Consider the following 19,674-nt stretch of genomic DNA (forward strand, 5'->3'; position numbering starts at 1 on the left):
CGAATGACATTGGGCGTCAACGGTCGTCGCGCAACTACCCGCACCGTGGCCATCGGTTCCGGCGTCGTACTGCTCGCCGGCTGCCAGTTCGGCGGCTTGAACTCGCTGACCATGCCGGGCACCGCCGGTCACGGCGCGGGCGCCTACACAGTCACCCTTGAGCTGCCCGACGTGGCCACACTGCCGCAGAATTCGCCGGTGATGGTTGACGACGTCACCGTCGGCAGCGTGTCTGGGGTCGAGGCCGTGCAGCGGGCGGACGGCACTTTCTACGCGGCGGTGCAAGTGTCCCTTGACCGCCAAGTCAAGTTGCCGGCGAACGCGACGGCGAAGGTCGCGCAGACATCACTATTGGGGTCCCAGCACATCGAGCTATCGCCTCCGCTGGACCAGCCACCAGTCGGCGAGCTACGTGACGGGTCGGAGATCCCCCGAAGCCAGGGCGGCCGCTACCCGACCACCGAGGAAGTGCTGTCCGCGTTGGGTGTGGTCGTCAATAAGGGCAATCTCGGTGCGCTGCAAGACATCACACAAGAGGTCTACAACGGGGTGGCCGGCCGTCAGGGCCAGTTCGCCGGCCTGATTCCAAGGCTCGCCGAGCTGACCGCGTCGTTGAATCGGCAGACCGAGGACATCATCGCCGCTGCCGAAGGCCTGAACCGTTTCGCCGGAGTCCTCGCACGCAACAAGGACAGTCTGGGCCGTGCCCTGGATACCCTTCCGGAAGCGCTGCAGGTGCTCAACGACAACCGGACCACCATCGTCGACGCGTTCGCCGCACTGCAGAGTTTCGCCACGGTGGCGGCACGCATCCTTTCGGAGACGAAGGAGGATTTCGCCGCGGACATCAAGGACCTCTACTCGGTCATCAAGCCGCTCAACGACAACCGCGCGGCTCTCGTGTCCAGCCTGGACAGCCTGGCGACCTTCCCGTTCCCTGGTAAGAACTTGCATCGAGTGGCCAGGGGCGACTACTTCAATATCTTCGCCACCTTCGATCTGACGATCCGGCGGCTCGGCGAAACCATCTTCACGACGTCGTTCTTCGACCCGAACATGAAGCGCCTCCCCGAAGTCCTCGATACGCCGGACTTCCTGGTTGGGGAGATGGCAAACCTGTCAGGGCAGGCGGCTGATCCGTTCAAAATCCCGCCCGGCACCGCGTCGGGCCAGGAGGTGCCGCCGGAGTAATGCTCAACCGAACCGCGCGAATCCAACTGTTGATCTTCGCCGTCGTGACCGTGCTCACCGTCGGCGCGATCTCGATGTTCTACCTGCGCGTCCCTTCCCGCCTGGGAATCGGTGCGTATGAGATCACGGCGAACTTCGTTGCCGGCGGCGGGCTCTACGAGAACGCCAATGTCACCTACCGCGGCGTGCAAGCCGGGCGCGTCGAGTCCGTTCAGCTGACCGACGACGGCGTCGCCGCGCGCATGCGGCTCAACAGCGACGTCAAGATCCCGGCGAACTCGACCGCCACGGTCAAGAGTGTGTCGGCAATTGGCGAACAATACGTAGATTTCGTTCCGCCTGAGGAGCCATCGCGGGCCCTACTGGGTGACGGCTCCACGATCCCCAAGGAGCGGACCGCGCTCCCGCAGGACATTGCCGAGCTGTTGCACGAGGCCGATCAGTTGGTGAGCGGCCTCAACAACACCCGGCTGCAGGACCTGCTGCGCGAGGCGTTCAAGGCGTTCAACGGCTCCGGGCCGGAACTGGCGCGGCTGATCCAATCCTCGCGGTTGCTGATCGACGAGGCCAACGCGAGCTGGCCGCAGACCTCGGCGCTGATCGACCAGGTTGGGCCGTTCCTGGAGGCGCAGATCCGCAGCGGCGACGACATCCGGTCGTGGGCCGACGGTCTCGCGCGTTTGACCACCGAAGTGGCCAATGCCGATCCGCAGGTGCGGACGCTGCTGGCGACCGCGCCGGGTGCCGCAGCCGAAGCCAGCGAGACGTTCGCGGGCATTCGCCCGTCGTTCCCGGTGCTGGCGGCCAACCTCGCCAACCTCGGCCGCATCGGTGTCATCTACCACAGGTCGATCGAACAGGCGCTGGTCATCTTTCCGGCGCTGCAGGCGGCTCTCCTCACGATCGCCGGCCAGCTGCCCGCGGACGAAGGCGGCAAGCAAGACTTCAAGATCTCGATCAACGACCCGCCGCCCTGCAACGTTGGATTCCTGCCACCAACGGAACATCGGTCACCTGGGGACACGACGTTGCGGGACCTACCGACGGACCTGTATTGCAAAGTGCCCCAGAACGATCCGACCGTGGTGCGCGGCGCAAGGAATTACCCGTGCCAGGAGTTCCCCGGTAAGCGCGCGCCGACGATACAGCTCTGCCGGGATCCCCAGGGCTACGTGCCGATCGGGAGCAATCCGTGGCGTGGGCCGCCGATACCGGTGGGCACACCGATGGACCAGTATGAGGACGATACGAACGAGCACGGGCAGCGAAACATCTTCCCGCCGAACAAGTTCCCATACATCCCACCGGAGAATGATCCGGACCCGGGATACCCCGTCGCACCGGGAATGGTGCCGCCTGGGGTGCAGCCCGGCCCTGGGCCGGCGCCGCATCAACCTTGGCCGTATATCCCCCCTCCGAACGACGGCCCCCCGCCGCCCCCGCTGACTGCGTGGATACCGCCGGCGCCGTATCCGGACGCGTGGCCACCGCCACCGATTCCGCCACCATCGCCGGTGTTTGCGGGCCCCTATGGCCCCGCGCCACCACCGCCACCACTGCCAGCGCCGGCACCACAGGCCAGTGGCGCCGCGTACGGCACGTATGACCAGAACACCGGTGTGTTCGTCGACCCTGCCGGCGGTACAGGGGTGTACGCGCCCGGTGCGGCTAACATGCAGCCACAAGAGAACTGGGTAGATCTCATGCTTTATCCGGAGCAGACCTGATGACTTCCACTTCGACAAGTCCGCGGCAGGCCGTGCGCCGCCGCGCATCCCGGGCCGCTGGCCCGGCCAAGGGTAAGGCCGCCGAGGCTACCGCCGTGCTTGTCGCGGCACCGGTTTCGGCCGGCACAACGCCTACTCGCAAGTCCGGCAAGGCAGCGCCACCGGCACGCCGGCCGGCGCACCGTCGGCTGGTCGCGATCGTTGCGCTGGTGTTCGTGTTTGTCGCGACGGGTGTGCTCAGCGCTGCGGTGGCGGTGATGATCGTCCAGAAGAACAACACAGAAGCAACACAGGCGCGCAATCAGCGGTTCGTCGACACCGCTACCCAGACCGTGGTGAACATGTTCAGCTTCAAGCAGGACAACATCTCCGAAAGCGTCGACCGGTTCTACAACGGCACCAGTGGGCCGCTGCGCGACATGCTCAGCCAGACCAACAACGTCGAGAACCTCAAGGCGATTTTCCGGGACACCGGCGGCAGTTCGGAGGCTGTGATCAACGGGGCCGCGCTTGAAGGCATCGATGGCATCAGCAAGAACGCATCGGTGCTGGTCTCAGCGCGGGTCACGGCTAGTGACATGAACGGGAACAACAAGCCGTCGCAGCCATACCGGCTGCGGATCGTCGTGCATGAGCACGACGACGGACGGATGACGGCCTACGACGTCAAGTACCCGAACGGCGGCAATTGATGCGCTGGCTTGTGCGCGGCATGGCCGGCCTGATGACCGCTGCGTTCGTGGGCCTGGCCGCGGTGGGCGGTGCGCTGTATTGGCAACGAGTCGAAACGCGTGGTGAGCAAGGCGCCCGCGACGAACTCGGACCGCTTGCGCAGAAGCAGATCCCTACCGTGTTCAACTACGACTACAAGACCGTCGAGCGCAGCCTCACCGACGCCTACACCATGCTCACGCCCGACTACCGCAGGGAGTTCGAGGACAGGGCGAATTCCGACATCATCCCGCAGGCTCGGGAGCGCGAAGTGGTGAGTCAAGCCAACGTGGTAGGCGTCGGGGTAATGGATGCGCAGCGCAACTCGGCAGCGGTGATGGTGTACATCAACCGGACGATTTCCGATAAGGCGACTCGCGACCAGCCGATCTATGACGGCTCGCGACTGCGGGTGGAGTACAAGCGCATCGACGGCAAGTGGCTGATCAACTACATCACCCCGATTTAGTGGCACCGCTTTTCGTGGACGCCAGCGCGTCGAGGAATGAGCGCGCCCAGCGGTCCACGTCGTGCGCGAGAACCTGTCGGCGAAGGGCGCGCATCCGTCGTCGGCCTTCTTCGGGCGACTGATCCAGCGCGGCCTCGATCGCATCCTTGACGCCCTCGAGGTGATGCGGATTGGCCAGGTATGACTGACGCAGTTCCGCTGCGGCACCGGTGAATTCGCTGAGCACCAGCGCGCCGCCCAGATCGCTGCGGCAGGCCACGTACTCCTTGGCGACCAGGTTCATGCCGTCGCGCAGCGGCGTCACGAGCATGACGTCGGCGGCCACGAAGAAGGCGATCAATTCGTCTCGGGGGACCGGCCGGTGAATGTAATGCACTATCGGATGGCCGACTTCGCCGTACTCACCGTTGATATGCCCGACCTGACGCTCGATGTCTTCGCGCATCACCTTGTAGCTCTCGACGCGTTCGCGGCTCGGAGTTGCGAGCTGGACTAGCACTGTGTCGTCGCGCTTGGCCCGATGCTCGTCGAGCAGTTCCGAAAACGCCCGCAGCCGAACGTCAATCCCCTTGGTGTAGTCCAGCCGATCGACGCCCAGCAGGATCTTGCGCGGGTTGCCGAGCTCGCTGCGGATCTCGCGGGCCCGCTGGCGGATGCTCCGGCTGCGCGCCTGCTGATCGAGGGCCGTCGAATCGATGGAGATCGGAAAGGCACCGACTTTCACGGTGCGGAAGCCGGTGTGAACCTCGCCGAACCTCGACCGCACGCCGACAGACGCGCGCGAGGTGTTCGCGCCGACCAGGCGGCGGGCGAGCACCAGGAAGTTCTGTGCACCACCGGGCAAGTGGAAGCCGACCAGATCGGCGCCGAGCAAGCCCTCGATGATCTCGGTGCGCCACGGCATCTGCATGAAAATCTCCACAGGGGGAAATGGGATATGCAGAAAGAAGCCAATGGTGAGGTCCGGCCGCAGCATGCGCAGCATTTTCGGAACAAGCTGTAATTGGTAGTCCTGGATCCACACCGTCGCGCCGTGGGCCGCTGCTCGCGCCGTCGCCTCGGCGAACCGCCGGTTCACTTCGACGTAGCTATCCCACCACTCGCGGTGATAAATGGGCTTGACGATGAGATCGTGGTAAAGCGGCCACAGCGTCGCGTTCGAAAAGCCCTCGTAATACTTGGCGATGTCGTCTGCAGACAGCCGTACCGGGTACAGCTGCAGGCCGTCGTCGTCAATCGGCTCTTCGTCGGCGTCGGGTACGCCTGCCCAGCCAATCCACGCGCCGCTGCGGCGGCGCAGCAGTGGTTCGAGCGCGGTGACGAGACCGCCGGGGCTCCGTTTCCACTCCGTGCTGCCGTCAGGCAGGCGCTCCATGTCGATCGGCAGCCGGTTGGCCACCACGACGAAGTCGGAATCCCCGGAGCCGACCGCCTGGCCGCTCCGCGGAGTCACTTAGACCTCTTGTTTCGCCGGACCGATGCCGAGCATGGACAGGAAAATCCGGCATTCATCGGCGTCGGTCGCGTATGCGGCGACCACGCGCCTGGCCTGGCGTGCGGTGCTGTCGGCTAAGGGTTCGACGTCGCCCAGTTCGGCGGGGTCTGATTTCGCAGGCATAACCCCAACTCTAGGCGACCCGGGCCAGGCCCGGGTCGCCGCCTGCGGGTACTAGCCGATGTGGCCGGTCACCGTAGGGCTCGAGCCGACCGAGGACTCGGGCACTGCTTGAGGGCCCGCGGCTGCTGCTTCCTCGGCAAGGCCGATGCATTGACCTGAGTTATGGCCGGTGCAGGGGATGGCCCCGCCGCCGCCGGGCAGGTTCACTGCGGGGATGCTCGGGTTGCCCGGAATGGAGCTGAACTGCGAGCCTGCGTTCGGAACTGTGTGAGGCACGCAGACCCCGGTGAACTGGTCTGACTCTTCGCCAGGGGGGCACTGGGCCACCGGTGCGGCGTCGGGGGTTGGCACTGCGAAGACGGCGATCGCCGGTGCGGCGGCAACTGCGACCGCAAATCCACCGGCAAGGATCAGTCGTCGTGCTGAATGCTGGAAGGTCGCCATCGTCACGCTTTCTGTAGTTATTGACCAAGTCGTCGGGTGGATTGTATGGAAGCTGAAAGGAATCTGCATACGTTCCACCAGTTCCCTGGGAATGTGTCGCGTCGAATTGCGGTTTTCGGCCCCAGCAGTTAATGACGCCAGCCCGCTGTTACCGACGGGTAGGCGTGAAAAAGCCGAGGCACCAATGCGGCGCCTCGGCTATGAAAGGGTGACCGGTTGGTTACGGGCTGGAACTGACCGTGGAACGCGGAATTGGCTGCGGACCCTCGGCCTGCTGTTCTTCTGCCAGGCCGATGCACTGGCCCGAATTGCCGCCCGTGCAAGGGACGCCGTCGATTTCTGGCAGTCCGCCCGGCGAGGTCTCGCCGAACGCGGGTGAATTCGGCACCAAGTGCGGGACACACACCGTTGTGAAGCTGTCCGGTTCCTCGCCGCCCGGGCACTGGGCCATCGGCGCGGAGTTGGTTGGCATTGCGAAGACGGCGATCGCCGGGGCGGCGGCAACTGCGACCGCAAATCCACCGGCAAAGATGAGTCGTCGTGCTGAATGCTGGAAGGTCGCCATCGTCATGCTTTCTCTAGTTTTGCTGAAGGTTCGTCGGTCCGCCTCGGAATCGCGACGGGGAGAGAGCTCTCCATACGCGAACATTACTCCGGTGAAACGAGTCTCGCCCTCGCATCGGAGAAGAAAGTGGTGCGCGAGTCCCATTTCTGAAAGGTTGCTGTCAAGTTGCTGTGCCACCCCTGCGCAACAGAAAGGCGCGGCACCGTAATGTGCAAACCGTTGACATTGCTTAGCGAGCGAGGTGGTCCGCTGTGGCGAGCCCAGATCTGACTAGCGCCGAACCGGCCGGAGGCGATGCGCCCCAACAGGTGACGTACGAGACGCTCGATGAGGGGCGAATCGCGCGAATCTGGTTGAACCGCCCAGAAGCGCAGAACGCCCAGTCGCGAACGTTGTTGGTGCAGTTGGACGAGGCGTTCGGCCGGGCCGAGGCCGACGATCAGGTGCGGGTGGTGATTCTGGCCGCGCGAGGCAAGAACTTCTCGGCCGGACACGATCTCGGCTCGGAGGCAGCCCTCCTCGAGCGCAAACCCGGTCCGGCACAGCATCCGACGTTCCGTTCGCACGGCGCGACTGTGCCGGCCGTGGCGGAGAGAACGTATCTGCAGGAGTGGCACTTCTTCTTCGAGAACACCCGCCGCTGGCGGGATCTGCGCAAGATCACCATCGCTTCGGTGCAGGGCAACGCTATTTCGGCTGCGCTGATGTTGATCTGGGCCTGCGACCTCATCGTCGCCGCCGACGATGCGAAGTTCAGCGACGTCGTCGGCGTCCGGATGGGCATGCCAGGCGTCGAGTATTACGCGCACCCATGGGAATTCGGCCCGCGCAAGGCCAAAGAACTTCTCCTGACCGGTGATTCGATCGACGCTGAGGATGCATACCGGCTCGGGATGGTGTCGAAGATCTTCGCCCGCGACGAACTCGAGGACAAGACACTCGAATTCGCGCGTCGCATCGCCGAGCGCCCGACCATGGCGGCACTGCTGATCAAGGATTCGGTCAACGCGGCCAGCGATGCGATGGGGTTCACCGAGGCGCTCCGGCACGGCTTCCACATCCACGAGCTCGGGCATGCGCATTGGGCGGCGCACAACGAGAACCGGTATCCGGTCGGCCTGCCGCCTGACGTTCCGGATTGGCGGACGCTGGGAGCGCCGAAGCTTGCGCGTCGCGACGAGCCGTAACGTATAACTAGAACCTGTTCTAGTTATCGGACGAAGGGGTCGCTGTGCAGCTGTCGTTGGCGGATCAAACGGTACTGGTCACTGGCGGTGGCAGCGGGATCGGCAAGGGCGTTGCCGCTGCGGTGGTGGCCGCAGGTGGCAGGGCGATGCTGGTCGGTCGCAACGCCGACAAGCTGTCGGCTGCCGCGGACGAGATCAAGGCGCAGGCCGGCGATGGTGAGGTGTTGTACGAGCCCGCGGACGTCACCAACGAGGACGAGGTAGCCCGCGTCGTGGAGGCCACCACCGCGTGGACAGGACGGCTGCACGGCGTGGTGCACTGCGCCGGTGGCAGCGAGACGATCGGCCCGGTCACGCAGATCGACTCCGATGCGTGGCGACGCACGGTCGACCTGAACGTCAACGGCTCGATGTATGTGCTCAAGCATGCCGCCAGGGAGATGGTCCGCGGCGGCGGTGGTTCGTTCATCGGGATCTCGTCGATCGCGTCGAGCAATACGCATCGGTGGTTCGGTGCATACGGAGTGAGCAAGTCGGCCGTCGACCATCTGATGATGTTGGCGGCAGATGAGCTCGGCGCGTCTTGGGTGCGGGTCAACTGCATCCGGCCGGGGCTGATCCGCACGGATCTCGTTGCGCCCATTCTGAGTTCGCCTGAGATCAGCGGTGACTATGCGGCGTGCACGCCGCTGCCGCGAGCCGGCGAGGTCGAGGACATCGCGAACGCCTCGGTGTTCTTGCTCAGCGATGCCGCCAGTTGGATCACCGGCCAGGTGATCAATGTCGACGGCGGGCACGGGCTGCGTCGCGGGCCAGACATGTCGGCAATGCTCGAGCCGGTGTTCGGCGCCGACGGCCTACGTGGAGTGGTGTCGAGCTAGCCCTTTTGCTCCGGGTATCCACAGGCGATCACGACGTCACGCATCGGTGACTGAGCTGGACACCGTTCTGAGGGGCTGAATTAGTCATGCGGCGTTGGCCTGGTGCCGCCGGCTTCCCAGGACGCGAGGCCACCGATGGCCGACCAATCCAGATTCGCTCCGCCGTGGGCCAGCAGTGTCAAGAAGCGGTCCCGCAACAGGCTGGCGATGGGCAGTGGCACCTGTAGCGCCTCGCCCGCGGAGAGAACCAGCCGGACGTCCTTGAGCCCGAGCGCGGCGGCGAAACCGGCCGGTTCGAACTCCTCGCGAGCGATGAGGCCGCCGTACGTCTTGTAGACCGGCGCACCGAAAAGCGTCGACGTCAGGATGTCGATGTACTCCTGCTTGTCGACACCGGCCTTGCTGACCAAGGCCACTGCCTCACCCAGCGATTCGATGACCGAAGCGATGAGGAAGTTTCCGCTGAGCTTCACCAGACTGGCGGCCTTCGGTTCCTGCGAAACGACGAACGTCTGCTGACCGATCGCGTCGAACACCGGCGTAACCGCTTCCAACGTCGCCTCTGCGCCGGCCGCGACCACGAAAAGCTTTGCCGCCGCGGCCGCTTCGGGACGACCGAACACCGGTGCCGCGACGAAGCCCTGGCCCGCGTTGGCGTGCGCGGTGGTCAACCGCTCCGACAACGCGACACTGATGGTGCTCGACGAAACATGCGTGGCGCCCGGCGCCAGCGACGCGAGGATGCCGTCGTCGCCGAACGTGACCGCTTCGACAGCATCATCGTTGGCCAGCATCGAGATGACGATGTCGCCGTCGCACGCTTCCGCCACCGAGCGTGCCGGCCGCGCGCCCTGTTTGGCCAGCTCGTCGACCTTGTCCTGCGACCGGTTGTATGCCGTCACCTCATGGCCGGCCTTGACCAAGTTCAAGGCCATCCCGCCGCCCATGTTTCCCAACCCGATGAAGCCGATTTTCACACGGCGCTCGCTATATCGACGAAGTCCGGCAGTCGCGCTCCCCAGAAATTCAGGTGGTTCGCCGAATGCTGCAGCGCCGTCCAGCCCGGGATGATCTGCCAGACCCCGTACTTGTCGTGCGGGTTGTCCCGAAGGAACACGCCGAGATCGAAACCGGTCTTGATAGCGCGGAAGATGTCAGGAGGCCCGAGCTCACCGGTCTGCAACCACCGCGCGATGTTCGCCGCGATGCGGGCGATCATCGTGAACGGGTCGGCGAGCGACAGCGGCGTCACGAGGTCGTAGCCCTGCTTCAGGTATGTGCCGAAGATGTCGGCGTCGCCATAGATGTCACCGGGCAGGCAGTAGTCGAACCAGTCGATGGTCCCGGTGTTCCTGATGTTGTCGCCCGAGATGCCCTCGTACGCCAGCTGGTTTCCCAGGTGGAAAGTGCGCCCGCGGCCACGATGCGGGGACGCGATGGCGTGCAACCACCGGCAGTCGGCTTGGCGCGACGTCAGCGAGCCGGACACCAACTCACGCCCCACCAGCGAGACAACCGCCCCGCCCTGGCTGTAGCCGAGCAGCCCGAACGATCCTTCGTGTTCGCCGATCAACCGCTTCACTTCGGCGACGCCCATGTCTCGCGAGTCGATGTAGGACGGGTCACCCAGGGCGTCGAGCAGGTTTTGGCCCGGGCCTGGAATAGGACCGAAGCTAGCCGGATAGTCGACGTAGACGACGTCGAACACCCGCCTGTCGAGGAGGTTGGTGATGCCGGTGAGCATGCCGACTTCGGCGGTCGGCGTGATCTCTGCACGGTTGTCGGCCGCCTCGACGACCTCCCATGTGCCTGGTACGCAAAACAGTTTGTGCTTGGCCATGACTCGAGTATGCGCTCACCGACCGACACGATGGTGTAGCGCGAATACGAAGTTGCCGCAAGGCTTTTGGCGGCTATTCGCTGTGTATGGACCGCGCAAATGACTTCGGCTACTGCGGCAGCTTGTCCTGACAGAAGGCGTAGACCGCAAGGCCGCCGAAGTTGACGGATTTCTGGTCCGGCCACTTGGTCTTGTTTTTGATCGCCAGCAGCGCCTCTTCGACCGTCCGGCCACTGTTGAGCAGGTCGCACGTCGAGTGGGCGAGGTCGAGGGCGAACTCATCAGACTTGACGGTGATGCCCTTGTCCCGCAGGGCCGTGAGGAACGCTTGGTCAAGCTGCTCGTCGGCGTGGGCCGGCGCCGCGAATGCCGTCGCCGTGCCCATAGCCACAGCGACCGCTGCCAACATGAGCTTAGGTCTCATCTGTCTCCCCAGTAACGTCCCCGGCCACCAGGAAGCGTACTTCAGCAAACGTGTACTTGCCTAGAGTCAGGTCATCTCAGCCGCGCGATGCACGGCGTTAACGATGCCCTGATACCCCGTACACCGGCAGAAGTTGCCCGACAGGCCCTCACGAATCTCCTCGTCGGTCGGGTTGGGGTTGTCCCGTAGCAACGCGGTGATCGATACGACGAAGCCCGGTGTGCAAAACCCGCACTGCAGTCCATGACATTCGCGCATCGCGGATTGCACCGGTGACAGTTCGCCGTCGTCGGCGGCGATACCTTCGACGGTAGTGACCTCCTGGCCGTCGGCCTGCACCGCGAAGATCAGACATGATCGCACTGCCTGACCGTCCAGGAGCACTGTGCACGCCCCGCATGCGCCATGTTCGCAACCCAGATGGGTGCCCGTGAGGCCGCACTTCTCGCGCAGGAAATCGGCGAGCGTGACGCGGGGTTCGACGGTCCCTTCGCGCGTGTGCCCGTTGACCGACACCTGGACCGGCAGCTCATGCATGGATGGCCTCCTTCGTCGTCGCCGCCGCAACCGCGCCATTCCAGGCCCGCGCCACCATCGCCGCACCCACCCTGGCGCGATAGTCGGCCGATCCCTGCAGGTCGGCAGGAATGTCCGTAAGCCCGCTGATCGCCAGCCTGCCGATCTCGTCTGCGGCAAGGTCATCCACCCGCGCGCCGATGATGGCCTGCTCCGCAACCGAACCGCGCAGCGGCGTCGAGCCAAGGCCCAACAGACCGATGCCGCACCGGCGCACGTGCTCGTCGTCGTCGAGTTCCAGCGCGACGGCCGCACCGGCGATCGCGAAATCACCGTGGCGACGCGCGAATTCCTCGATCGCGAATCCCGATCGAGGGCCCCACACTGGGAACCGCACGGTGGTCAGGATCTCGTCGGACGCCAACGACGTCTCCCACAGGCCGGTGAAGAACTCGGCCGCCGGGATCTGCCGACGCCCACGCGACGACGTCGCCTCCATGGTCGCGTCAAGGGCAAGCGCCACCGCGGCGTACTCCGCTGCGGGGTCGGCGTGTGCGATCGCACCGCCGAGCGTGCCCCTTGTCCGGATCTGGAAGTGGCCGATGTACGGGGTCGACAACGTCAGCAGCGGTACCGAGTCAGCCACGTCGTCGTCCATGCCCACCAGCGCGTGCGGTGTGCCCGCGCCAATCCACACCTCGTCGCCGCGCAGCTCGATGTTCTTCAACTCGTCCACGCGAGAGATGTCGATGAGGTTCTCGAAGTACGTCAGCCGCATCGCCAACATCGGCACCAGACTCTGGCCCCCGGCAAGGATCTTCGCGTCCTCACCGAACTCGCCGAGCATCTGCGCGGCCTCGGCCACCGTGTCGGGTCGGTGGTACGCGAATGAGGCTGCCTTCATGACAGCGGCCTGCGACGGCCCACAAGGAAGCCGATCGCCACGCCCGCGGCCACCCCGGCCACCACCGGCGCGAAACGTTTGGCCAGCGGTACCGCAACGACTTTCAGCAGATCCACCGAGTCGCCGGCATCGGTTGAGGCGCTCGCAGCAGATGTCGCCGAAGCGGCCGGTGCGGAATCACCGAGCACGCTGGCTTCCAGGCTCTTTGCGAACTGTCCGATCAGGTTGCCTGCCACGTCGGCGAGCACTCCGCGGCCGAACTGCGCGGCCTTGCCGGAGATCGTCAGGTCCGTGGTGATGACCACGGTGGTGGCGTCCCCCTCGTCTTTCAACTGCGCGGTGACGACAGCCGCGGCGCTGCCGCTGCCCCTCGTCTCCTTGCCGCTAGCCTTGAGCACTACGCGCTGCGCTGCGGCGTCCTTCTCCTGAAACGTGGCTTCGCCCTTGTAGGACACCGTGATTGGGCCGACCTTGACCTTGACGGCCCCGGTGAAATCGTCACCGTCGACGGACAGCAGGGTCGCGCCCGGCAGGCAGGGCGCCACCCGCTCGACGTCGGTGAGCAATTCCCACACCTTCGCCGCAGGCACTGCGACACGGAATTCGTTGTTCAGCTCCACGGCTAGGTGCCCTTTCGTGCTTGTTCGATGAGGTCGACGATCGCGGCGGGGCTGGCTGGCAGCCGGGTGAGCTCGACGCCGAGCGGCGCGAGCGCATCGTTGATCGCATTGATCACCGCGGGTGTGGAGCCGATGGCCCCGCCCTCACCGCAGCCCTTGTAGCCTCCGACTCCTGGTCCCGGGATCTCGACGTGGCCGTATTCGATCGGCGGCACCTCGGTGGCGGTCGGCAGCAGGTAGTCGACAAACGTTGAGGACAGCGGGTTTCCGTCCGCGTCGTAGGCCATGTCTTCGAGCAGTGCGCCGCCGATGCCCTGCACGGTGCCGCCGGCGATCTGGCCCTCGACCACGTTCGGGTTGATCATCGGTCCGACGTCCTCGCTCACGATGTACCGCGTCAGCGTGACATGTCCGGTGTCGAGGTCCACTTCGCAGGTGCACGCGTGTGTCGCGTTGGCCCAGTGGATCATGGTCTGCGAGGTGAAGCGGGCGGTGGCCTCCAGCGTGGCGGACATGCCGGGTGGTAGCTGTTGGGGCTCGTAGTGCGCGCGGTAGGCGAGGTCGGCGAAAGAGACGCTCCGCGAGGACTCAGCCGGGTCATTCCTTACGGTTGCTTTCGAGCCTGCCAGTTCGATCTCGGCTTCATCGACACCCAACCGTGCAGCGGCCATCGCCAGGATCTGTTGGCGCAGTATGGTTCCGGCCTCGTTGACGGCTCCCGCGGTCATCGGTCCGCTGCGGCTGCCCTGGGTGCCCGCGCCGTACGGCGTTACCGCCGTATCGCCCTGAATCGTGGCGACGTCGTCGATGTCGGCGCCAAGCGCGTCGGCGGTCAACTGCACGACCGTGGTTTCGATGCTGTTGCCGGTCGACCCGCCGTTCACGTAGACGTTGATCTTGCCCGTCGGCTCCATGCGAATTGTCGCGCCTTCGGTCGCCAGGTGGCCGGTCGCGGCACCCGTCGGCTCGATGTACGCGGAGAAGCCGAGGCCGATGTAGCGGCCCTGCGCCAGCGCGTCGCGTTGCTCTTTGCGGAAACCCTCGTGGTCAAGGATTTTCACCGCCTGCTCGAATGTCTCGATCGGGGCGACGTGGTCGTAGGGCATCCCGTTGGGATTGAAATAGGGCATCTCGTCGCGGCGCAGCAGGTTCTTGCGGCGAAGGTCGACGGGATCGACGTTCATCTTCCGCGCGGCGACGTCGAGAAGTATTTCGCGCGTGAGGGTTTCGTACTGCCACGGGCCGCGGTAGGCCGCGAGGCCCGCGGTGTTCGAGAACACCGTCTTGTAGTTGAAGCTCGCCTTCGGCACCCGGTACGGGCCCGGGAAGAACATGCCGATCGCCGCGGTGGTCAACACCGGGTACGGCGTGGGATACGCGCCGACGTCCTGGACGAAGTCGATGTCGGCGGCCAGGATCGTGCCGTCGTCGTCAAATGCCATGCGCGCGTTGCCGTCTACGTGGCGAGCCTGCCCGGCTGACATCAGGTTTTCGCGCCGGTCCTCGATCCACTTCAGCGCCGCCGGCACCTTGCGCGCGGCCAGCATGATGCACATGTCCTCGCGCATCGGCACGACCTTCTGGCCGAACCCGCCACCGGTGTCGCGCATGATGACCCGCACGTTCTGCGCCGGGATGCCGAGCAGCCGGGCACAGAATGCACGCAGTTCGTGAGGCGTCTGCGTGGAGGCCCACATCGTCAGCTCGCCAGAAGCCCACTCGACGACCATGCCGCGCGTCTCGATCGGTACCGGCGCGTAGATCTGCTGGTACACGTTCGCCGACGCGACGTGCGCGGCCGAGGAGAACGTCTCCTCGTCAGGCGGTGCTCCGCCCATGCCGCCGGCGACGTTGTCGGGATACGCCTCGTGTACGACCACGTCGGAACCCACGGCCTGAGTGAAGTCGGCGACGGCGGGCAGCGGCTCGTAGTCCACCTCCACGAGATCGACGGCGTCCTCGGCGATGTACCGGCTCTGCGCGACGACGAGCGCGACCGGGTCGCCGACGAACTTCACCTCCCCCTCGGCCAGAGGCGGACGCGGGGTGTCGGGAATGTCCTTGCCCGCCACCGCGTGCCAGGCTTCCTTGACGTCCGGGTTGAGATCGGCCGCGGTGAACACCGCGACCACACCGGGCAGAGCGGTCGCCGCCGAGGCGTCGATGCCGTTGATGCGGGCATGTGCGAACGGGCTACGCACGAAGCAGGCGTGCAGCATGCCGGGGCGGGTGATGTCGTCGACGAAGGTGCCGTGACCGGTCAGCAGTCGAGTGTCCTCGACGCGCGGGACCCGGCTACCCGCATAGCGGGTCGCGACGGTCTCCGACGTGCCCGAAGTTGTGGCAGTCATGGCAGCTCCAACGTGCTAAGCAGTCGCACAGCGTCAGCGTACCGGATACGTGATTCTCGGTTTACAGCATATGGGATTCTCGCCCGTGAGCGGGCCGAATCAGCCGTCGTGATGGATGCGCCCGCCGATTTCGGCCAGCGGGCGACCTCCGCCGCCCCATCGCCGAGCGATGATCTCCGCGGCGATCGACACCGCCGTCTCCTCCGGGGTGCGCGCGCCGAGGTCAAGGCCTATGGGGCTGGCCAGCCTGCCAAGCTCGGTGTCGGTCAGCCCGGCCTCGCGAAGCCGGCTCATCCTGTCCTCGTGTGTGCGGCGCGACCCCATCACGCCGATGTAGCCGACCTGCGGAATTCGCACCGCGACCTGCAGGGCGGGCACGTCGAACTTCGGGTCGTGGGTGAGCACGCAGATCGCCGTGCGGGAGTCGATGGCGCCCGCGGCCGCCTGCGCCGAGAGGTAGCGGTCGGGCCATTCGACAACGACCTCCTCGGCGGCGGGGAAACGCGCGGCGGTGGCGAACACCGGCCTGGCGTCACACACGGTGACCCGGTATCCGAGGAACGCGCCCTGCTGGGCCAGCGCCGCGGCGAAGTCGATGGCGCCGAAGATCAGCATCCGCGGTCGCGGCGCGTGGCTTGCGACGAACACCTCCATGCCGGCTTCCTGGCGCTGGCCGTCCGGGCCGTAGGTCAGCACGTCGGTGCGGCCCGCGGCGAGCAGCCCGCGGGTGTCGTCGATGATCGCGGCATCGGCCCGTGCTGAGCCGAGTGATCCCTGACAGGAGTGCGGGTCCATGACCAGCCTGCGCCCGACCCACTGCGGGTTGGGATGTTCGATGACGGTCGCGATCGCGGTCGGGCGGTGCGCCGCGATGTCGTCGGCGACCGCCTGCAGTTGCGGGAAGTGCTCCCGCGAGACCGGCTCGGCGAAGATGTCGATGATCCCGCCACAGGTCAGCCCGACGGCGAACGCGTCGTCGTCGCTGACGCCGTAGCGCTGCAGTTCCGGCCGCCCGCTCGCCATGACCTCGTTAGCGAGCTCGTAGACGGCCGCCTCCACGCAGCCTCCCGAAACCGATCCCGCGACGGTTCCGTCGGGGGCGACCACCATGGTCGCGCCGGGCGGACGCGGCGCGGACTTCATCGTGCGAACCACGGTGGCCAGGCCCGCGGTGCCGCCGGCTTTCCACACGGTCAGCAACTCGTCCATTACGTCGCGCACCCTGCGAGTCTAGGCGCGCGGCGCTGGGCGGATGCTCAGCGACCAGAACCTATACTGGCGACATCGACGGCTATTGGCGCCCGCGAGGCCTGGCACTGCCGCGGCTACCACGAGTTCCCGCGTTGGCCCCGGTCGGCCAGGTTCCCGAAGGCCGGATCGTCGAACTTCCCGGCCGCGGAACGACGTACGTGGTCGATTCGGGACCCGCGGACGCTCCTGCCTATGTGCTGCTTCACTCGGTTGCGTGCACGGGATTGATGACCTGGTATCCGGCTCTGGACATGGTGCGCGAGTTCGGCCGGGTCGTCGTGTTCGACCAGCGGTGCCACGGCCAGGGAATCACCACGCCACGGTTCCTGCTCGAAGACTGCGCCGATGACGTCGCTGCCCTGGCCGACGTCCTCGGTATCTCCACCTTTGTGCCGGTTGGCTTCTCGATGGGCTCGCTGATCGCCCAGCTGGTGTGGAAGCGCCACCGGGAGCGTGTCGACGGGTTGGTGTTGTGCGCCGCGACCGCGGCGGTGAGCCGCGCAAGCTACGAGCGAGTCGCCACCGGCTTGTTCGCGGCGCTCATCGAGGCGGTCAGCCCGCCGGCTCGCCGATTCGGGCCCGCCGGCGCGGTGACCGAAGGATTCCTGCGCGACCACCAGTGGCTGGTCGGGCAACTGCGCAACACGTCGCCAGGTGCGATCACCCGCTCCGTCGCCGAGGTCATTCGCTTCGACTCCACCTCGTGGGTCGACGAAATCAACGTGCCCACTTCGGTTTTGGTTACCTTGCGAGATCGCGCCTTCGGCGTGCAACGCCAAAGGTGGTTGGCCGACCGGATACCAGGAGCCGAGATGGTGGCGGTCGAAGCTGGACACGCGAGCTGCACGCTGCAGTCCGCCAAATTCGTTCCAGCACTGCGGCAGGCGATCGAATCGGTACACCGCAGGCTTCCGTCCACGACCAGTGGGGCGTTGAGAGCGGGCGGCTGATCCGTGAAGCGACTCAGCGGTTGGGATTCACTGCTGTTGTCGAGCGAAACACCCAACGTGCATCAGCACACCGTCAAGTTGGCGGTGGTCGACACGTCGGAGTTCGAGGGCGAACCGAGTTTCGAGATCTTCCGTGAGACATTGCGCAGTCGCCTCCATCTGCTCGACCCGCTGCGCTATCGACTGGTGGACATTCCTTTTCGGCTACACCGCCCGATGTGGCTCGAGAATTGCGAGCTGAACCTCGACGACCACGTGCGTCCGGTCCGCGTTGCGGCTCCCGGCGGTCGGCGCGAACTCGACGCGCTGATCGGCAAGATAGCAAGCACGCCATTGGACCGCGATAGACCGCTGTGGCGGTTGTATTACGTCGAGGGCCTCGGTGATCACCGAGTCGCGGTGATCGGCAAGGTACATCACGCGCTGGCTGACGGGATCGCATCGGCGAACCTCATGGCGCGCGCGATGGAGTGGCCCGACTCCGCACTGACCGAACGGGAATTGCCAAGGCCCGCAAACACTCCCACAACTCGCGAGCTGATACGAGCCGCCGGCCGAGACCACTTTGACAAGATGACGGAGTTGCCGTCTGTGATTCGGGACGGAGCGCTCGGCGTCTACCGCATGCAGCGACGCGCGCGGCAACGCCGTCGTGAACCCGACCTGGCCAGCCGCTTCCACCCGCCTCCGACCTTCCTGAATCACAAACTGTCACAGGGTCGGACATTCGCGAGTGCGACTTTGTCGTTGGCCGATGTCAAAGGCGCCAGCAAGCGCCTCGGCGTCACCATCAACGACCTGGTGTTGGCGATCGCGGCCGGGGGGCTACGCGACCTGCTCGAAAACTACGAAGGGGGAGCACCGGAACCGCTCATCGCGTCGGTGCCCGCCGCAACCGACACCTCACCCGACCGCATCTCCGGTAACGCATTGGCCACCATGCTGGTATCGCTGCCCGTCCACGTGGATGACCCACTCGAGCGCGTCCGCCTGGTTCAGACGTCGACGCGAATCGCGAAGGAAGACTACGAACTGCTGGGACCGGAAACGGTCGGCAAGTGGCTGGAGTACGTGCCGCCGACGCTCACGCGAAACATCTTCCGGTGGTCGTCGCGGCGGGAGGCGCCGAATCAGCTGTTCAACGTGATCGTCTCGAACGTGCCAGGTCCGCGCGAACGGGGTCGCATCACCGGGGCGGTGGTGAGTGAGATCTACTCGGTCGGGCCGCTCGCCGCTGGATCGGCTATTAACGTCACGGTGTGGAGTTACGTCGATCAGGTCAACATCTCGGTACTGGCGGACGATCAGACGTTCATCGACACACACGATGCGACCGATGCGTTCATCCGGGCGTTCGACGAGATTCAGCACGCGGCTGGCTGATGAACAGTCTGCGGTATGTCGTCGGCTGCATTGTGCTGTCCGGTGCGATGAGCGCAGTGCCGCCTGCGGCGGCGTCCCCGCCTGTTGCGCCCGTTTCCGAGGAGGCGCGCGCCGCTGGGCTGGTCGACGTGAGAACCGTGGTGCCGGATGCGGTCATCGATCTGCGCTATGCGACGTCGAACAACTTCGTCGGCACGCCGATGTATCCGGCCGATGCCCGTTGCCTTGTGCACGAATCGATGGCGGCGGGCCTAGCCGCCGCGGCCGAGGCGCTGCGACCCGACGTGCTGGTGTTCTGGGACTGCTACCGGCCACACCACGTCCAGGTGCAGATGTTCGACGCGGTCTCCAACCCTGCCTGGGTGGCCAGGCCGGGGCCGTACTCAAGCAGCCACGAAACGGGTCGTTCGGTCGACGTGACGATCGCCCGGGCCGACATGGGAACCGACTTCGACGAGTTCTCGCCGCGCGCCACAGCCTTCGCCACCGACGGCGTCAGCGCGACAGCGCAGGCGAACCGGGCCCGACTGCGCGAGGCGATGGCGGCAGGCGGGCTCAGCGTGTATTCGGGCGAGTGGTGGCATTTCGACACCGATGACGCCGACGTCAAGCGCCCGATCGTCGATGTGCCCGTGAATTAGG

At 65.7% G+C, this 19,674-nt stretch carries 21 protein-coding genes; 9 read left to right on the forward strand and 12 right to left on the reverse strand.

The window, feature by feature from the left end:
• Window positions 1-3 precede the first annotated feature (3 nt).
• The 4 genes from VFH65_RS09985 to VFH65_RS10000 are packed head-to-tail and all read left to right on the forward strand — an operon-like array spanning window position 4 to window position 4,098.
• A complete protein-coding gene (locus VFH65_RS09985) occupies window positions 4-1,191 on the forward strand; it encodes an MCE family protein (protein WP_353321148.1) in 1,188 nt (395 codons plus the stop codon).
• A complete protein-coding gene (locus VFH65_RS09990; protein WP_353321085.1) occupies window positions 1,191-2,918 on the forward strand; it encodes an MCE family protein in 1,728 nt (575 codons plus the stop codon). The genes VFH65_RS09985 and VFH65_RS09990 overlap by 1 nt, the downstream gene beginning before the upstream one ends.
• Window positions 2,918-3,610, forward strand: a complete 693-nt coding sequence (locus VFH65_RS09995; RefSeq protein ID WP_353321087.1) for a mammalian cell entry protein — start codon at window positions 2,918-2,920, stop codon at window positions 3,608-3,610. Before VFH65_RS09990 ends, VFH65_RS09995 begins: the two co-directional genes overlap by 1 nt.
• Window positions 3,610-4,098, forward strand: coding sequence for a mammalian cell entry protein (locus VFH65_RS10000; RefSeq protein WP_353321089.1), 489 nt, complete (start codon window positions 3,610-3,612; stop codon window positions 4,096-4,098). Before VFH65_RS09995 ends, VFH65_RS10000 begins: the two co-directional genes overlap by 1 nt.
• Here VFH65_RS10000 and VFH65_RS10005 read toward each other — a convergent pair.
• From VFH65_RS10005 to VFH65_RS10020, 4 genes are all read right to left on the reverse strand, one after another.
• Entirely contained in the window at window positions 4,085-5,551 is a 1,467-nt protein-coding gene (locus VFH65_RS10005) for an alpha,alpha-trehalose-phosphate synthase (UDP-forming) (RefSeq protein ID WP_353321090.1), read from the reverse strand. The two genes, VFH65_RS10000 and VFH65_RS10005, sit on opposite strands and share 14 nt — an antisense overlap.
• A complete protein-coding gene (locus tag VFH65_RS10010; RefSeq protein ID WP_353321091.1) occupies window positions 5,552-5,716 on the reverse strand; it encodes a hypothetical protein in 165 nt (54 codons plus the stop codon).
• A 51-nt stretch (window positions 5,717-5,767) separates the two neighbouring features.
• Entirely contained in the window at window positions 5,768-6,160 is a 393-nt protein-coding gene (locus tag VFH65_RS10015) for an intersectin-EH binding protein Ibp1 (RefSeq protein WP_353321092.1), read from the reverse strand.
• A 220-nt stretch (window positions 6,161-6,380) separates the two neighbouring features.
• On the reverse strand, window positions 6,381-6,725 hold the full coding sequence (locus tag VFH65_RS10020) for an intersectin-EH binding protein Ibp1 (protein ID WP_353321149.1): 345 nt from the start codon (window positions 6,723-6,725) through the stop codon (window positions 6,381-6,383).
• Between the two features lie 251 nt (window positions 6,726-6,976).
• Here VFH65_RS10020 and VFH65_RS10025 point away from each other — a divergent pair, with 251 nt between their 5' ends.
• The gene (locus VFH65_RS10025; RefSeq protein ID WP_353321094.1) at window positions 6,977-7,912 is read left to right on the forward strand and encodes an enoyl-CoA hydratase; all 936 of its coding nucleotides are present in this window, start codon (window positions 6,977-6,979) and stop codon (window positions 7,910-7,912) included.
• Between the two features lie 44 nt (window positions 7,913-7,956).
• On the forward strand, window positions 7,957-8,793 hold the full coding sequence (locus tag VFH65_RS10030; protein WP_353321096.1) for an SDR family oxidoreductase: 837 nt from the start codon (window positions 7,957-7,959) through the stop codon (window positions 8,791-8,793).
• An 80-nt stretch (window positions 8,794-8,873) separates the two neighbouring features.
• On the opposite strand, the gene VFH65_RS10035 is transcribed toward VFH65_RS10030, so the two are convergent.
• The 8 genes from VFH65_RS10035 to VFH65_RS10070 form a co-directional block, all read right to left on the reverse strand.
• The gene (locus VFH65_RS10035) at window positions 8,874-9,770 is read right to left on the reverse strand and encodes an NAD(P)-dependent oxidoreductase (protein WP_353321098.1); all 897 of its coding nucleotides are present in this window, start codon (window positions 9,768-9,770) and stop codon (window positions 8,874-8,876) included.
• On the reverse strand, window positions 9,767-10,633 hold the full coding sequence (locus VFH65_RS10040; RefSeq protein WP_353321099.1) for a hypothetical protein: 867 nt from the start codon (window positions 10,631-10,633) through the stop codon (window positions 9,767-9,769). The genes VFH65_RS10035 and VFH65_RS10040 overlap by 4 nt, the downstream gene beginning before the upstream one ends.
• A gap of 109 nt (window positions 10,634-10,742) precedes the next feature.
• Window positions 10,743-11,057, reverse strand: coding sequence for a DUF732 domain-containing protein (locus VFH65_RS10045; protein WP_353321101.1), 315 nt, complete (start codon window positions 11,055-11,057; stop codon window positions 10,743-10,745).
• A 66-nt stretch (window positions 11,058-11,123) separates the two neighbouring features.
• Window positions 11,124-11,594 (reverse strand): (2Fe-2S)-binding protein, encoded by a 471-nt coding sequence (locus VFH65_RS10050; RefSeq protein WP_353321103.1) that lies wholly within the window; start codon window positions 11,592-11,594, stop codon window positions 11,124-11,126.
• On the reverse strand, window positions 11,587-12,477 hold the full coding sequence (locus VFH65_RS10055; RefSeq protein ID WP_353321105.1) for an FAD binding domain-containing protein: 891 nt from the start codon (window positions 12,475-12,477) through the stop codon (window positions 11,587-11,589). The genes VFH65_RS10050 and VFH65_RS10055 overlap by 8 nt, the downstream gene beginning before the upstream one ends.
• Window positions 12,474-13,097, reverse strand: a complete 624-nt coding sequence (locus VFH65_RS10060) for an SRPBCC family protein (RefSeq protein ID WP_353321107.1) — start codon at window positions 13,095-13,097, stop codon at window positions 12,474-12,476. The genes VFH65_RS10055 and VFH65_RS10060 overlap by 4 nt, the downstream gene beginning before the upstream one ends.
• Before the next feature lie 2 nt (window positions 13,098-13,099).
• A complete protein-coding gene (locus VFH65_RS10065) occupies window positions 13,100-15,448 on the reverse strand; it encodes a xanthine dehydrogenase family protein molybdopterin-binding subunit (RefSeq protein ID WP_353321109.1) in 2,349 nt (782 codons plus the stop codon).
• A gap of 99 nt (window positions 15,449-15,547) precedes the next feature.
• A complete protein-coding gene (locus tag VFH65_RS10070; RefSeq protein WP_353321110.1) occupies window positions 15,548-16,669 on the reverse strand; it encodes an XdhC family protein in 1,122 nt (373 codons plus the stop codon).
• 122 nt (window positions 16,670-16,791) lie between these two features.
• Between VFH65_RS10070 and VFH65_RS10075 the strand changes: the two genes are divergently transcribed.
• From VFH65_RS10075 to VFH65_RS10085, 3 genes are read left to right on the forward strand one after another with little or no spacing between them, the layout of a single operon-like run.
• Entirely contained in the window at window positions 16,792-17,649 is an 858-nt protein-coding gene (locus VFH65_RS10075) for an alpha/beta fold hydrolase (protein ID WP_353321111.1), read from the forward strand.
• A gap of 3 nt (window positions 17,650-17,652) precedes the next feature.
• Window positions 17,653-19,032, forward strand: coding sequence for a WS/DGAT/MGAT family O-acyltransferase (locus tag VFH65_RS10080; protein ID WP_353321113.1), 1,380 nt, complete (start codon window positions 17,653-17,655; stop codon window positions 19,030-19,032).
• A gap of 47 nt (window positions 19,033-19,079) precedes the next feature.
• Entirely contained in the window at window positions 19,080-19,673 is a 594-nt protein-coding gene (locus VFH65_RS10085) for a M15 family metallopeptidase (protein WP_414688391.1), read from the forward strand.
• Window position 19,674 lies beyond the last annotated feature (1 nt).

The sequence above is a fragment of the Mycobacterium sp. genome (assembly GCF_035697385.1).
Lineage (GTDB): Bacteria > Actinomycetota > Actinomycetes > Mycobacteriales > Mycobacteriaceae > Mycobacterium.